The sequence below is a fragment of the Pseudarthrobacter defluvii genome, from assembly GCF_030323865.1.
In the GTDB taxonomy this organism is placed as follows: domain Bacteria; phylum Actinomycetota; class Actinomycetes; order Actinomycetales; family Micrococcaceae; genus Arthrobacter; species Arthrobacter sedimenti.
The window spans coordinates 3,326,373-3,339,571 of record NZ_CP066362.1 but is presented as its reverse complement, the minus strand read 5'-3'; the positions used below and the strand labels follow the sequence as shown (position 1 = coordinate 3,339,571).

General features: G+C 65.9%; 15 protein-coding genes. 7 read left to right on the top strand and 8 right to left on the bottom strand.

Going from position 1 to position 13,199, the window contains the following annotated elements:
* Nucleotides 1–41: 41 nt before the first annotated feature.
* The 4 genes from JCQ34_RS15565 to JCQ34_RS15550 are packed head-to-tail and all read right to left on the bottom strand — an operon-like array spanning nucleotide 42 to nucleotide 3,511.
* Nucleotides 42–1,268: an AMP-binding protein gene (locus tag JCQ34_RS15565; RefSeq protein ID WP_286398916.1), complete on the bottom strand. Its 1,227-nt coding sequence runs from the start codon at nucleotides 1,266–1,268 to the stop codon at nucleotides 42–44.
* 12 nt (nucleotides 1,269–1,280) lie between these two features.
* Complete coding sequence (locus JCQ34_RS15560) at nucleotides 1,281–2,234, bottom strand: 1,4-dihydroxy-2-naphthoyl-CoA synthase (protein ID WP_286398913.1); 954 nt, start codon at nucleotides 2,232–2,234, stop codon at nucleotides 1,281–1,283.
* A gap of 22 nt (nucleotides 2,235–2,256) precedes the next feature.
* Entirely contained in the window at nucleotides 2,257–2,697 is a 441-nt protein-coding gene (locus JCQ34_RS15555; RefSeq protein WP_286398911.1) for a VOC family protein, read from the bottom strand.
* 52 nt (nucleotides 2,698–2,749) lie between these two features.
* On the bottom strand, nucleotides 2,750–3,511 hold the full coding sequence (locus JCQ34_RS15550) for a CPBP family intramembrane glutamic endopeptidase (protein WP_286398909.1): 762 nt from the start codon (nucleotides 3,509–3,511) through the stop codon (nucleotides 2,750–2,752).
* 207 nt (nucleotides 3,512–3,718) lie between these two features.
* On the opposite strand from JCQ34_RS15550, the gene JCQ34_RS15545 reads away from it, so the two are divergent.
* Entirely contained in the window at nucleotides 3,719–5,179 is a 1,461-nt protein-coding gene (locus JCQ34_RS15545; RefSeq protein ID WP_286398908.1) for an amino acid permease, read from the top strand.
* A gap of 89 nt (nucleotides 5,180–5,268) precedes the next feature.
* On the opposite strand, the gene JCQ34_RS15540 is transcribed toward JCQ34_RS15545, so the two are convergent.
* Nucleotides 5,269–6,018: a dienelactone hydrolase family protein gene (locus tag JCQ34_RS15540; RefSeq protein WP_286398907.1), complete on the bottom strand. Its 750-nt coding sequence runs from the start codon at nucleotides 6,016–6,018 to the stop codon at nucleotides 5,269–5,271.
* A gap of 62 nt (nucleotides 6,019–6,080) precedes the next feature.
* Between JCQ34_RS15540 and JCQ34_RS15535 the strand changes: the two genes are divergently transcribed.
* A complete protein-coding gene (locus tag JCQ34_RS15535; RefSeq protein WP_286404580.1) occupies nucleotides 6,081–7,136 on the top strand; it encodes a DNA polymerase IV in 1,056 nt (351 codons plus the stop codon).
* A gap of 90 nt (nucleotides 7,137–7,226) precedes the next feature.
* Here JCQ34_RS15535 and JCQ34_RS15530 read toward each other — a convergent pair whose 3' ends face one another.
* Nucleotides 7,227–7,403 (bottom strand): CsbD family protein, encoded by a 177-nt coding sequence (locus tag JCQ34_RS15530; protein ID WP_142132746.1) that lies wholly within the window; start codon nucleotides 7,401–7,403, stop codon nucleotides 7,227–7,229.
* A 128-nt stretch (nucleotides 7,404–7,531) separates the two neighbouring features.
* Here JCQ34_RS15530 and JCQ34_RS15525 point away from each other — a divergent pair, with 128 nt between their 5' ends.
* From JCQ34_RS15525 to JCQ34_RS15510, 4 genes are all read left to right on the top strand, one after another.
* The gene (locus JCQ34_RS15525) at nucleotides 7,532–8,206 is read left to right on the top strand and encodes a pentapeptide repeat-containing protein (protein ID WP_286398902.1); all 675 of its coding nucleotides are present in this window, start codon (nucleotides 7,532–7,534) and stop codon (nucleotides 8,204–8,206) included.
* 118 nt (nucleotides 8,207–8,324) lie between these two features.
* Nucleotides 8,325–9,551, top strand: coding sequence for a thiolase family protein (locus tag JCQ34_RS15520; RefSeq protein WP_286398900.1), 1,227 nt, complete (start codon nucleotides 8,325–8,327; stop codon nucleotides 9,549–9,551).
* Nucleotides 9,551–10,354, top strand: coding sequence for an enoyl-CoA hydratase/isomerase family protein (locus JCQ34_RS15515; protein WP_286398896.1), 804 nt, complete (start codon nucleotides 9,551–9,553; stop codon nucleotides 10,352–10,354). The genes JCQ34_RS15520 and JCQ34_RS15515 overlap by 1 nt, the downstream gene beginning before the upstream one ends.
* 19 nt (nucleotides 10,355–10,373) lie before the next feature.
* Nucleotides 10,374–11,249, top strand: coding sequence for a 3-hydroxyacyl-CoA dehydrogenase family protein (locus JCQ34_RS15510; protein WP_286404579.1), 876 nt, complete (start codon nucleotides 10,374–10,376; stop codon nucleotides 11,247–11,249).
* 19 nt (nucleotides 11,250–11,268) lie between these two features.
* Here the strand turns inward: JCQ34_RS15510 and JCQ34_RS15505 are convergent, their stop codons facing one another.
* Entirely contained in the window at nucleotides 11,269–11,502 is a 234-nt protein-coding gene (locus JCQ34_RS15505) for a DUF6480 family protein (protein WP_286398893.1), read from the bottom strand.
* 73 nt (nucleotides 11,503–11,575) lie between these two features.
* On the opposite strand from JCQ34_RS15505, the gene JCQ34_RS15500 reads away from it, so the two are divergent.
* Nucleotides 11,576–12,196, top strand: a complete 621-nt coding sequence (locus JCQ34_RS15500; protein ID WP_286398891.1) for a GNAT family N-acetyltransferase — start codon at nucleotides 11,576–11,578, stop codon at nucleotides 12,194–12,196.
* Here JCQ34_RS15500 and JCQ34_RS15495 read toward each other — a convergent pair.
* Nucleotides 12,193–13,029 (bottom strand): SGNH/GDSL hydrolase family protein, encoded by an 837-nt coding sequence (locus JCQ34_RS15495; RefSeq protein ID WP_286398888.1) that lies wholly within the window; start codon nucleotides 13,027–13,029, stop codon nucleotides 12,193–12,195. The genes JCQ34_RS15500 and JCQ34_RS15495 overlap by 4 nt on opposite strands.
* Between the last annotated feature and the right edge of the window lie 170 nt (nucleotides 13,030–13,199).

The following is a 13,199-nucleotide window of genomic DNA, read 5'->3' as shown; positions in this document are numbered from 1 at the left end:
GATGGAACAGGTGCACCCGCCGCGGTGGTGCAGGTCCAACTCTACTTTCCCCGGTGGAGGGCGCTGAGTTCGGCGGTCATGGCGAGCCGGTCGGGTTTGCCGTTGGGCAGCATCCGCAGCGCCGGCGCCGTGAGGACGGTCTTGGGCGCCAGAACCCCCAACTGCCGCTGCCAATGCTGTTGAAGTACGACGGCGGGATCCCCGGGTTCCTGCCCGGCGGCACCTTCTCCGGCGGTGCCTTCCCTGCCGTCCGTACCCGCAGGGGCAAGGGCCACGTAGGCGGCCACGGCCTGCCCCCACTCCGCGGACGGGACGCCTGCCACGTAAGCCGCGGCGACGGCGTCGGACTTCTCCAGCTGTTCCTGCACGTGGCCGGCGGAAACCTTCACGCCGCCGGTGATGATCACATCGTCGGCGCGGCCAAGCACGGTGAGCCGGCCGTCGTCGTCAATGGAGCCCAGGTCGCTGGTGCGGTACCAGCGCACCCCGTCCTCCTCGAAGAAGGTCCCGGTTTCCTCATCGGGTGCCTCGATGTAGCCGGCGGCGACGGTGTCCCCGCCCAGCAGGATCCGGCCGTCGGTGTCCACGCGGACCGAGACGCCTTCCAACGGATAGCCGTCGTAGATGCAGCCGCCGGAGGTCTCCGCGGAACCGTAGGTGGTGACCACACGGACGCCGGCCTCGCGGGCGGCGTCAAGCAGTGCCGGCGGCGTGGGAGCTCCTCCCAGCAGGACGGCGTTGAAGCGGCGGAGCACGGCCAGCGTGTCCGGCGACGGATCATCCAGGAGGCGCTGGAGCTGCGTGGGAACCAGGGAGGTGAATCGGATCTTGTCCGTCAGTTCCAACGCCGCTGCGGTGAAGGCCTCCGGGGTGAAGCCGCCGGACATGTCCATGACCCAGGGCCGGGTGCCGGCGAACAGGGAGCGTACCAGCACCTGGATGCCGGCCACGAACTGCACTGGCAGTGCCAGCAGCCACTGGCCCTCGCCCTTGAGCCGCAGCGCCGTGGCCATCGAAGAGGCTGCCAGCGACTCCACGGTCAGCAGGGTGGCCTTGGGGACGCCGGTGGAGCCGGAGGTGCGGACCACGGCCACGGCGTCGTCGCAGCCGGGCGTTTCGACGTGCCCCACGACGAGTTCGCCGTCCGGGCCCACGGACAGTTCGACGGCGGGGCCCTCGCCGTGGAGGGCAGCCGCGAGGGCCTTCAGGGCGGGTCCGATGTTGAGCGGACCGCTTGGGGCCGGAGTGGGGGATGCTTCGCTGTTCATTGCCGTCCTGCCTTAGAAGTAGTGCGGGAAGCGTGACCAGTCGGGGTCGCGTTTTTGCAGGAAGGCCTCCTTGCCCTCCACAGCCTCGTCCGTCATGTAGGCCAGGCGGGTGGCCTCGCCGGCGAACACCTGCTGGCCGGCCAGGCCGTCGTCCGCCAGGTTGAAGGCGAACTTCAGCATGCGGATGGCCTGCGGGGACTGCCTGGCGATGTCCGCGGCGTATTCCAGTGCCACCTCTTCCAGCCGCTCGTGGTCCACGGCCTCGTTCACGGCGCCCATGCGGACCATGTCTTCAGCGGAATATTCGCGGGCGAGGAAGAAAATCTCGCGGGCGGTCTTTTGCCCCACCTGCCGGGCCAGGAGCGCGGAGCCGTAGCCGGCGTCGAAGCTTCCCACCGTGGCGTCCGTCTGCTTGAACTTGCCGTGCTGCCGGGAGGCGATGGTGAGGTCGGACACCACGTGCAGCGAGTGACCGCCGCCGGCTGCCCAGCCGTTGACGACGGCGATGACCACCTTGGGCATGGTGCGCATCAGCCGCTGGACTTCCAGGATGTGCAGCCGGCCGGCGCGGGCGGGGTCGATGGTTTCCTGGGTCTCGCCGTCGGCATACCGATAGCCGTCCCGGCCGCGGATCCGCTGGTCCCCGCCGGAGCAGAAGGAGTGGCCGCCGTCCTTGGGGGAGGGGCCGTTGCCGGTAAGGAGGACGGTAGCGACGTCGGGCGTCATCCGGGCGTGGTCCATGGCCCGGTAGAGCTCGTCCACGGTGCCCGGCCGGAACGCATTGCGCACCTCGGGCCGGTTGAACGCAATCCGGACCGTGGGCAGGTCACGCACCCAGCCGCCGTCGGCATCCCGCTCCACCTGCCGGTGGTAGGTCATGTCCTGGAAGTCCTCGAAACCGGAGACCACCCGCCAGCGCGTGGGATCGAAGACATCGGACACCGGGGCGGGGATCTGGTTGCTCACCGTCCAAGTCTAGTAATCGTGCTTAGCTGATGCAGAACTCGTTGCCCTCGGGGTCCGCCATGGTATGCCAGGAATGCGGGCCCTGCCGGGCGGACCAGAGGAAAGTTGCACCCCGTGCCTCGAGTTCGCGCCGGACCACGTCCTTGTCCCGGCCGTCCAGCCGGACGTCCCAGTGCACACGGTTCTTGACCGTCTTTCCCTCCGGTGCGGTCTGGAACAGGATGCGCCGCTCCGGGGCCTTGGACTCGATCTCTTCCGGCGGCCTGATGGCGGCGCCGTCCTTCCACACCAGGTTTCCCCGGTGGGTCATGGTCTGGTCGCCGGTGGCGTAGCCCTGCTCGATCATGGAGCGGATGAAGGATGCGTCCTGCGGTTCCACGGTCCACTGAAGCGTTTCTGCCCACCAGTCCGCGAGCTCATGCGGGCGGGCGGAGTCGACAACTATCTGGATATTCAGTCCCATGCGTCCACGGTAAAGGTGGGTGGGGCGTTGCGGAAGGTCCGGTGGAGCAGCTTTACGCCTGGACGTTCTGCATCTGGTTGAACAGTTCCGGCGGGATGGCATAGACCAGAATCACGGCCAACAGGTTCTTGGCGGCGTGCACGAAGTAGGAGAACATGACGTTCCTGCCGGTCCACATGTAGACGAACACCAGCGTGGCGCCCATGGCCAGGTAGGGGAGGAGGGCGGTGAGGGTAATCGCCTCCTGCCCCACGATGTGCAGTGCCGCGAAGAGCACCACGGACAGGATGCAGCAGATCCAGATGTTGACCCGCCTGCCCAGCTTTCCGATCAGCAGGTGCCGGAAGATGTACTCCTCCACGAACGGACCCACCACCACCAGCAGCGGCACCATGAGCCAGGCGGGGACCTGCTGCATCAGTGCCTGCAGGCCGGCCTGGTTCTGCGAGGTTTCCACCTGCCCGTTCGCCGCCACCACCACCGCCGTGAGGATCATCATGGCGATGACGGACGCCGGCACCATAAGCAGCGTGAACCAGGGCCGGGTTGCCAGGACCTTGAGGTCGCGTACCACCACCTTGCGGGCCGCCAGGAGCGCCAGTATTCCTACTGAGGCATAGAACAGCAGGTTCACTGCGTAGGAGGCCGCTGCAGGGGATGGTGCTATCTGGCGCAGAAACGGGGCCACCAAATCCCCGGCGGCGGCAAAAAATCCTGCGATGGCAACGTAGAGGCACAGCGTGGCCACGTCCATGGGGGAGAAACGGTACAGCTGGGGCTGAGGAGCGGGCGGTAAGCGGTGGGCTGTTGCCATGCTCCCAGCCTATCGCCGGGCCGGGGCGTGTAGTGCGGGTCACGTACCACTCCACGCCAGGTTGTAAGATGGTCAGGTCGCGTGAAGCTTCGGCAGTTCGACGGTTCGCCCTCACATTCGCTGGCCAAATGGCCTGTAAACCGAATTATGTGAGCTCGATCATACGAAGACCGGATGCGGCCAACCCCCAACCCACAAGGAACAGTTGTGCCTCAAAGTACCCCCACAGACCTAAAGAACAGCACGGCGCCATCCTCCGTCGTCGACCCCACCCTCAGCGCCGAGGGCTACAAAAAGACCCTGGGCCGCCGCCACGTCACCATGATCGCCATGGGCGGCGCCATCGGCGTCGGCCTCTTCATGGGAGCCGGCGGACGCCTCGCCTCCACCGGCCCCGCCCTGATCTTCTCCTACGCCATCGCCGGCGTCATCGCCTACCTGCTCATGCGGGCCCTGGGCGAACTCATCATGTACCGGCAGACCTCCGGCTCGTTCGTCAGCTACGCCGGCGAGATGTTCGGCAGGAAGGGCGCCTTCCTCTCCGGGTGGATGTACTTCATCAACTGGGCCATGACCGGCATCGCCGAGCTCATCGCGATCGGCCTGTACTTCCAGTTCTTCTTCCCCAACGTCCCCGTTGAACTGTCCGCCATCGCAGCGCTGGTGCTGCTGGTGGCCGTGAACCTGTTCAGCGTGAAGGCATTCGGCGAGTTCGAATTCTGGGCTTCCGTCCTGAAGGTTGCCGCAATCGTCATCTTCCTGGCCGTGGGCACCTTCATGGTGGTCACCAATGCCAAGGTGGGCGACGGCCACGCATCGGTCAACAACCTCTTCGCGGCCGACGGCGGCATGTTCCCCAAGGGCGCGCTGGTCATGATCCTGGTCCTGAACGCCGTGATTTTTGCCTACAACGCCATCGAACTGGTGGGCATCACCGCCGGTGAGATGCAGAATCCGGAACGCGAAGTTCCCAAGGCGATCCGCGCCGTCGTGGTCCGCATCGTCGTTTTCTACGTCGGCTCCGTGACCCTGCTCGCCATGCTCCTGCCCTCGGACCAATACAAGGCCGGCACCTCCCCGTTCGTCACGGTCTTTGGCCAGATGGGCCTGGGCTGGATGGGTGACGTCATGAACATGATCGTCATCACCGCAGCGCTGTCCTCCTGCAACTCGGGCCTGTACTCCATCGGCCGGATCTTCCGGACCATGGCCAACAATGGCCACGCCCCGCAGTGGCTTACCCGCATGTCCACCCGCCACGTCCCCTACGCCGCGATCCTGGCCATCGGCGCCGTCTACCTGGTGGGCATCCTGCTGAACATCTGGCTGGGCGGCTCGCACGCCTTCGACCTCGCCCTGAACACGGCCTCCATCGGAGTCATCTTCACCTGGGGCTCCATCTTCGCCAGCCAGATCGCGCTGCGGAAGAAGAAGGGCAACGTCTCCAGCCTGCCCATGCCGGGCTCGCCGTGGACCAGCTGGGCCGGCCTCATCGCCCTGCTCGCCATCACCGTGCTCATCGGCTTCGACACCATGACCAGCAAGGACGGCGAGGTGTTCTACCTGGGCCTGTGGACCCTGGCCACCATCCCGTTCTTCGCGGTGGTCCTGTGGCTGGGCTGGCAGAAGGTCAAGAACAACCAGCCCAAGAGCGAGCTCTACAGCTGACTTCCTGAACAACGTTCGACGGCGGGTTGCCCCTGGGGAGGGCGGCCCGCCGTCGTCGTTGTATCCGGATGCCGTACAGCGCTTGGTCCTTAAGGTGCTGCACCATCCTTGAGGTGCCGCGCGAAGAAGTCCTCGATCCTCTGCCAGGCCTCGGGCGAGTTCTCCGGGTCCGGACCTACGCCCATGACCCGCATCAGCGGGCGGAGGAGTACCGGCCCCAGCTCTTCATCGTTGAGGAAGGCGTGGCCGGCGCCGGGGAATTCCTTCACGCTGTGCTCGATGCCCAGCTGGTCCAGGGCTGATTCGAGCCGGGCCGCAGCTCCCTTCAGTGACTTGTCCGCGCCGCCGTAGCTGCCCACGATGGGGCAGGCGCCGCGGAGTGCGTCCACCAGGTCCTGTTGCTCCTTGCCCGGCAGCCGTCCGTAGTTGACGGAGGCGGCGTCAAACCCATCCCGGGCGGTGAGCAGGGCAAACCCGCCGCCCATGCAGAACCCGATCACCCCCGTTTTGCCGTTGCTGAGTTCCGACTCCGCCAGCCAGGTGCGGGCGGTGGCGATATCGATGAAGGGCCTGCCTGTCCTGGCTGCCATGGCACGCATGGTTCCCACCAGGCAGCGTCGCGGGCCGCCGTCGCTGAACAGGTCCAGCGCCAGAGTGAGGTAGCCGGCCCGGGCCAACCGGTCCGCATGCCGGCGGGTCTGGTCATCGAGGCCGAACACTTCATGGATCATGACGACGCCGGGGAAGGGGCCCTGTCCTTCGGGTACGGCAAGGTAGCCGTGCAGGAAGGTGGATCCGCCGGCGGCCGTGCTCTGGGCGCTCAGGTCTACGTTCGTCATGGCCCAAGGCTAGCCCGTTGTAGCCCCGCCGGGGCAGACTGGGGCTTGTGAGCGAACAGTGGGTGCTGCATGTGGACCTGGACCAGTTCATCGCTGCCGTTGAAGTGCTCCGGCGCCCTGAGCTGGCGGGAAAGCCCCTGATTGTCGGCGGCCGTGGGGACCCCACGGAACGTGCCGTCGTGTCCACCGCATCCTATGAGGCCAGGGCGTTCGGGGTCGGGTCGGGAATGCCGCTGCGCATCGCCGCGCGGAAAGTGCCGGACGCCGTCATCCTGCCGGTGGACCACGAGGCCTACCTGGAAGCGTCCGAGAAGGTCATGGCGGTGCTGCGCTCGCAGCCGGGAACCACCGTCCAGGTGCTCGGCTGGGACGAGGCATTCGTTGGCGTCAAGACCCCCGATCCGGAGGCGTTCGCCCGGCAACTGCAGGAGGCCGTCCTGGTGGAAACCCGCCTGCACTGCAGCGTCGGCATCGGCGACACCCTGCTCCGCGCCAAGGTGGCCACCTCATTCGGCAAGCCCGCAGGCGTCTTTCGGCTCACGGAAGAGAACTGGCTCGACGTCATGGGGAGCCGGCCTACGGTCGAGCTGTGGGGCGTGGGAACCAGGATTTCACGCCGTCTGACCACCCTCGGGATCAAGACTGTTGCCGAGCTCGCAGCGGTGGACCCCGAACACCTGGTGCCTGAGTTTGGCCCGAAAATGGGTCCCTGGTACGCCCAACTGGGGCGGGGTGACGGCTCCCGGGTGGTGGACGATACACCCTGGGTGCCGCGGGGGCACAGCCGCGAGACCACCTTCCAGCGTGACCTGACAGACCCCGAACAAATTGGCGACGCCGTCAGGGAATTGGCCGCGCGGGTGCTGGAGGATGTTGCTGCCGAGGGAAGGCCCGTGGTTGGCCTGACGCTGAAGGTGCGGTACGCGCCGTTCACCACCAGGACCTACGCGCGGAAGATTCCCGAGACCTCAGATTCCGCAGAAGTATTGGCACGGGCCCTTGACCTCGCCGCGAAGATCGAACCGGGACAGCCCATCCGTCTGCTTGGCCTCCGGGCCGAGATGACCATGCCGGAAGACTCGCGGCAGGGCCACACGCCGACCCGCAGCGGCTGGTGAGGTGGACAGCGAAACGGCGGCAAATCCACTGGATCCGCCGCCGTTTGGGCTGTTGCAGCACGCCGTTCGCTGCGGCTGCATCAGCAAGGACTAATGACGCTTGAACTCGTCCTTGACACTTTCGCCCACCTTCTTGGCGTCTGCTTTAACCTGGTCGGCCTGGCCTTCTGCCTTGAGGCGGTCGTTGTCGGTCGCGTTGCCTGCAGCTTCCTTGGCCTTGCCGCCAAGGTTCTCTGCCGCGTTACTGATCTTGTCTCCGAGGCCCATGGTTCCGGCCTCCTTTCGTTTCCGTCGATCAACCGTGCACTTTCACGATAAACAAAGCTTGCTTATTATTTCAAGCCCCGCGCAGCAGCTGCTGCCCGCTGTCAGGCCCCACCGCTAGGCTCGGGACCATGAATAAAGCACGTGGCAAAGCAGCGCTCAAGGTGGCCCCGCCCCGGTTGACCCCCGTGGACCTGCGTGACCTTGAAGAGCTGCCGGATCCAGTGTTCCGCGGCGGCGGGCGGCATGAGAATGTGCGGTTCAACCGGGCCTCCATGGACGGCCTCGATCTGGGGGATGCCGTCTTTGCGGAATGCCGGTTCGACGCCGCATCCTTCAACGAAACCCAGCTCCGTGGCGCGTCCTTCCGCGACTGCCTCCTGGCCGAGGTGTACGCGCCCGTCTTCCGCGGTGCCCGCAGTACCTGGCGCGAATCCGAACTGCGGAATCCCCGCCTGGGCTCGGCCGAACTGTATGAGAGCGGCTGGCAGTCCGTCCGGATCGACGGCGGCAAGATCGACTTCCTCAACCTCCGCGGCGCCAAGCTCACCGACGTCCTTGTCAGCGGCTGCATCATCAATGAACTGGACCTCGGAGCCGCCACCGCCACAAGGGTGAAGCTGGAGGACTGCACCGTGGGATCGCTGGACGTGAGCGGAGCAAAATTGAAGGACTTCGACCTCAGGGGCACGGAGTTCCGCAAGGTCAGCGGCCTCGGCAGCCTGTCCGGGCTCGTCATCGACGAGTACCAACTGAACCTGCTGGCACCGCTGATCGCGGTGCATCTGGGGGTCACGGTGCTGTAACCGGATGCGCACCCACGGCCTGCCGTGTACCATTTACAGAACGAACGGTCGGTAAGTGGAGGATTCCGCTGTACCGGCCGCCGATGACAGTGCTGTTTATCGCGTGAAGGGTGTTTCCATGGCTGCAACCGCAGGTCCGCAGGCTTTCCTTGTTGGCGGGGTCCGAACGCCGGTGGGCAGGTATGGAGGGGCTTTGTCCTCCGTGCGGCCGGACGATCTTGCAGCCCTGGTTGTCCGGGAAGCGGTGCAGCGCGCCGGCCTGGATCCGGACAGCATCGAAGAAGTGATCCTCGGCAACGCGAACGGTGCCGGCGAGGAGAACCGGAACGTGGCCCGGATGGCCACCCTGCTGGCGGGACTGCCCCTCCACATTCCGGGGATCACCGTCAACCGGCTCTGCGCCTCGGGCCTCAGCGCCATCATTCAGGCCAGCCACATGATCAAGGCCGGCGCCGCCGACATCGTGATCGCCGGCGGCGTGGAGTCCATGAGCCGCGCGCCCTGGGTGCAGGAAAAGCCCACCACCGCCTTCGCCAAGCCCGGCCAGATCTTCGACACCTCCATCGGCTGGCGCTTCACCAACCCCCACTTCCAGCACGGCGGCCTGTCCCGGGACGGCAAGATGACCTACTCCATGCCGGAAACGGCGGAGGAAGTGGCCCGGGTGGACAACATTTCCCGGGAAGACGCCGATGCCTTCGCCGTCCGCTCCCACCAGTTGGCCCTGGACGCCATCGAGGCCGGCCGGTTCAAGGACGAAATCGTCCCCGTAACCGTCAAGACCCGCAAGTCTGAAACCGTGGTGGACACCGACGAGGGCCCACGCCCCGGCACCAGCCTGGACGTCCTGGCCAAGCTGAAGCCGGTGGCACACGGCGGATCGGTGGTCACGGCAGGCAACTCGTCGTCCCTCAACGATGGGGCCTCGGCAATTATCGTCGCCTCCGAAGCCGCCATCGAGCGTCTGGGCTTGACGCCGCGGGCACGCATCATCGACGGTGCCTCTGCAGGCTGCGAACCGGAGATCATGGGCATTGGCCCGGTCCCGGCCACCCAGAAAGTGCTCAAGCGGAGCGGCCTGAGCGTTGGTGACCTGTCCGCCGTCGAACTTAATGAAGCCTTTGCCACGCAGTCACTGGCCTGCATCCGCCGGCTGGGGCTGGAACCGGAAATCGTAAACCGTGACGGCGGCGCCATCGCCCTGGGACACCCCCTCGGTTCCAGCGGGTCGCGGATCGCCATCACCCTGCTGGGGCGGATGGAACGTGAAGACGCCAAGATCGGCCTCGCCACCATGTGCGTGGGTGTCGGCCAGGGCACGGCGATGCTGCTGGAGAAGGTCTGATGGCCGCACCGGTGAACCTCGCCGAGGAAAAGTTCTCCGCCCTCCTGGTGGAGGAGCGGGACGACCGGGTAGTGGTGCTGCTCAACCGGCCCGGGGTGAAGAATGCGATAGACCAGCAGATGGTGGACGAACTGCACACGGTCTGCGCCGCGCTGGAACAGAACCCCAAGGTGCTGATCATTGCCGGGGTGGATGGCGTGTTTGCCTCCGGAGCCGACATCGCCCAGCTGCGTGAACGGCGGCGCGACGATGCCCTGCAGGGGATCAACTCCACAATCTTCGTCCGGATCGCCAAGCTGCCCATGCCCGTCATCGCTGCACTGGATGGCTACTGCCTGGGTGGCGGCGCAGAGCTCGCCTACGCCGCCGACTTCCGGATCGGAACCCCCAACATAAAGATCGGCAACCCGGAGACCGGGCTGGGCATCCTCGCCGCCGCTGGTGCCAGCTGGCGGCTCAAGGAACTGGTGGGTGAGCCGATGGCCAAGCAAATCCTGCTGGCCGGGCTGGTCCTTGGCGCCGGTGAAGCCAAGGCCATCAATCTCATCACCGAAATCCACGACCCCGCCGACCTCCTGGACGCCGCCCACAGCCTGGCCAACAGGATCGGGCGCCAGGATCCCCTGGCCGTCCGCATCACCAAGTCCGTGTTCCACGCGCCTGCGGAAGCCCACCCTCTCATTGACCAGCTGGCTCAGGGCATCCTCTTCGAGTCCCAGGCCAAGTTCGACCGCATGCAGGCGTTCCTGGACCGCAACGCGGCCAAGAAGGCAAACGCCGCCAATCCTGCCGACGGAAAGTAGACCCGTGACTGATTCATCAATGAACCCGGACCTGCCCACTGGCCTTCCCCACCTGGTGGGGGTGCTGGGCGGTGGCCGTATGGGCGCGGGAATCGCCCACGCCTTCCTGATCAAGGGCGCCGACGTCCTGGTGGTGGAGCGCGACGACGTCTCCGCCGAGGGCGCGCGGGAACGCGTGGAGTCGGCGGCACTGAAAAGCATCGAGCGCGGAGCAGTGGACGCCAACTTCGACGAACTGGCATCCAGGCTGACAGTCAGCACCGACTACGACGCCTTCACCGGTCGGCAACTGGTGGTGGAAGCGGTCCCTGAAGACTGGGACCTCAAGGTAACGGCGCTAAGGGGCATTGAAGAGCGGCTGGGGGAGGACGGGTTCATCGCGTCCAACACCTCATCGCTGTCGGTTAACGGGCTGGCCCGTGAACTGAAGCGGCCCGAAAACTTCCTGGGCCTGCACTTCTTCAACCCCGTCCCGGCATCCACGCTCATCGAGGTGGTGCTGGGGGAGCGCACCTCTCCCGAACTTGCCGCCGCGGCAAAAACGTGGGTGGAGGCACTTGGCAAGACCGCCGTCGTCGTCAACGATGCCCCCGGTTTCGCGTCCTCACGCCTGGGCGTGGCCATCGCGCTGGAGGCCATGCGGATGGTGGAGGAAGGTGTGGCCTCGGCCGAGGACATCGACAACGCCATGGTCCTGGGCTACAAACACCCCACCGGACCGCTGAAAACCACGGACATCGTGGGCCTCGACGTCCGCCTGGGCATCGCCGAATACCTGCAGTCCACCCTCGGCGACCGGTTTGCGCCCCCGCAGATCCTCAGGGACAAGGTGGCCCGCGGCGAGCTGGGACGCAAAACCGGCAAGGGCTTTTTCGAGTGGCCCACCCAGGAATGACCGCCTAAACGGACGGGGCTTAGTCGAAGAAGCCCACGATGTAACCGATGAAGTAGAGGAGGCACAGCAGGACCACCACGCCGATGATGCCGATCCACAGGAACTGCGTGCCCTTTCTGGGGCCCTTCTCCTCGTGGCCCTGCGTCATGCTGGTGGACGCTTCGCCGGGCGGCGTTTCTCCGGGCGGAACTCCGCCTCCGGGCTCCAAACCGGTGAGCTTGTCCTCTTCCGGGTCCGGATTCTGGCCTGACATGGTGACTCCCTCGCTCGACGTCGTGGTGCTTTTCCCAGCGTAACCCGCGCTCCCGCGGGCCTAGGCTGGTGCAGTGACTTTCCTTGAACCCCTTACCCTTACCGGCCGCTACGTAATCCTCGAGCCGCTCGCCGCGGAACACCACGACGGCCTGGTGGCGGCCGCCAGGGACGGTGAGCTGTGGAAGCTCTGGTACACATCGGTACCCGCGCCCGACAAAATGGCGGCGGAAATCCGCCGCCGGCTCGCGCTCCAGGACCAGGGGACCATGCTGCCGTTCACCACCCGGCTGATCGATTCCGCGACTGGCGGCCCGGGGCGCATCATCGGCATGACCACCTACATGAACATCGATGCCGCCACCCCGCGTGTGGAGATAGGCTCCACCTGGAACGCAGCGTCCGCCCAAGGGACGGGCACCAACCCGGATTCCAAGCTCCTGCTGCTGCGGCACGCCTTCGAAACGATTGGCTGCCCCGCCGTCGAGTTCCGCACCCACTGGTTGAACCACCAGTCGCGCGAGGCCATTGCCCGGCTGGGCGCAAAGCAGGACGGCGTGCTCCGCAGCCACTCACGGACCAGTGACGGAAACCTGCGGGACACCGTGGTGTTCTCCATCCTGGAGCATGAGTGGCCGGCCGTCCGCGCCGGGCTCGAGTACCGCCTGGACCGGCGCGGAGAAGTGCGAGGCTAGGGGACGGAGTAGGCGCCGGAAGCGCTGAGCGCAGCGAAGTAGGCCTCGTAGCCTGCGGCGTTCGGATGGAAGTTGTCCGGGCTTGCAGGGTTGGCCAGGTCCAGGTTGATCCAGGGATCCCCGGAGTTGACGCCGTGCCCTGTGAACGCGCCCCTGACGTCTACGTATTGAACCCCTGTGGCACTGGCGGCCGCCGCGATGGAGGCATCCAGTCCGTTGGCCAACACGGTGGCCTGCTGGATAAACAGCGACAGTGGATCGGCAGGATTGGGGGTGACCGGGTCGTAAAGGTACGGATAGCCCGTCACAACGATCCTTGCGTTGGGTGCAGCGGCCTTCACGCTCTGGATCATCGAGATGACATCCTGGGTGAGCTGTCCGCTTTGAATCATCGCGGCCGCAGAGGCAGTAGCCGCGTCACATGAGGGTCCTGCGGCGGGGTTGGCCAGGGCAGCCCCGCAGGAGGTGATGATGTCGCCGAAACCGATGTTGTTGCCACCAGCAGTGATGGTCACCAATTCCGTGCTCTTGTTCAGCTGGCGGAGCTGGCTGTTCACGACGTCCCAGGTGGTCTTGCCGCTGCAGGCAGCATTCACCACCAGCTGGATTGACTTGGCTTCATCCGCGAGTTCGGAATAGGCGTTGTTGCTGCGATAGCAGGCGTCCAGGTACGGCCCGGCACCTTGTCCTGCGGCGTAGGAATCTCCCAGTGCGATGTACTTTTCTTTGTCCACGGCCTGCGCCGGAGCGGCCGCAAAGCCTGCGGTAATCGCCAGCGTGGCAAGGGCGGCAGCGAAAGCCCGCGGCCGACGTCGTGCTGAAACTGTTCCCATGTGTTCCCCTCAGTTGCTCAGTGCCCCTCCGGCGGGGCCAAGTTTTGGTCACAGTACTCCCGCCTGTCACAGCTGTCACGGGCCGTTGGACACTCGTGCTTCACCACAACTTCCCCTTATGTGACATGCGGCTCCCAGCGGCGTGTGGTTAGCTGTCCGGATGAACACAA

Excerpts from the sequence above, each read along its gene's own strand:
- JCQ34_RS15530 (WP_142132746.1), bottom strand. The coding sequence starts at position 7,403 with ATGGGCCTCGGAGACAAGATCAGTAACGCGGCAGAGAACCTTGGCGGC.
- JCQ34_RS15520 (WP_286398900.1), top strand. The coding sequence starts at position 8,325 with ATGGCTGCAACCGCAGGTCCGCAGGCTTTCCTTGTTGGCGGGGTCCGA.
- JCQ34_RS15550 (WP_286398909.1), bottom strand. The coding sequence starts at position 3,511 with ATGGCAACAGCCCACCGCTTACCGCCCGCTCCTCAGCCCCAGCTGTAC.
- JCQ34_RS15495 (WP_286398888.1), bottom strand. The coding sequence starts at position 13,029 with ATGGGAACAGTTTCAGCACGACGTCGGCCGCGGGCTTTCGCTGCCGCC.
- JCQ34_RS15525 (WP_286398902.1), top strand. The coding sequence starts at position 7,532 with ATGAATAAAGCACGTGGCAAAGCAGCGCTCAAGGTGGCCCCGCCCCGG.
- JCQ34_RS15540 (WP_286398907.1), bottom strand. The coding sequence starts at position 6,018 with ATGACGAACGTAGACCTGAGCGCCCAGAGCACGGCCGCCGGCGGATCC.
- JCQ34_RS15515 (WP_286398896.1), top strand. The coding sequence starts at position 9,551 with ATGGCCGCACCGGTGAACCTCGCCGAGGAAAAGTTCTCCGCCCTCCTG.
- JCQ34_RS15510 (WP_286404579.1), top strand. The coding sequence starts at position 10,374 with ATGAACCCGGACCTGCCCACTGGCCTTCCCCACCTGGTGGGGGTGCTG.
- JCQ34_RS15565 (WP_286398916.1), bottom strand. The coding sequence starts at position 1,268 with ATGAACAGCGAAGCATCCCCCACTCCGGCCCCAAGCGGTCCGCTCAAC.
- JCQ34_RS15505 (WP_286398893.1), bottom strand. The coding sequence starts at position 11,502 with ATGTCAGGCCAGAATCCGGACCCGGAAGAGGACAAGCTCACCGGTTTG.
- JCQ34_RS15555 (WP_286398911.1), bottom strand. The coding sequence starts at position 2,697 with ATGGGACTGAATATCCAGATAGTTGTCGACTCCGCCCGCCCGCATGAG.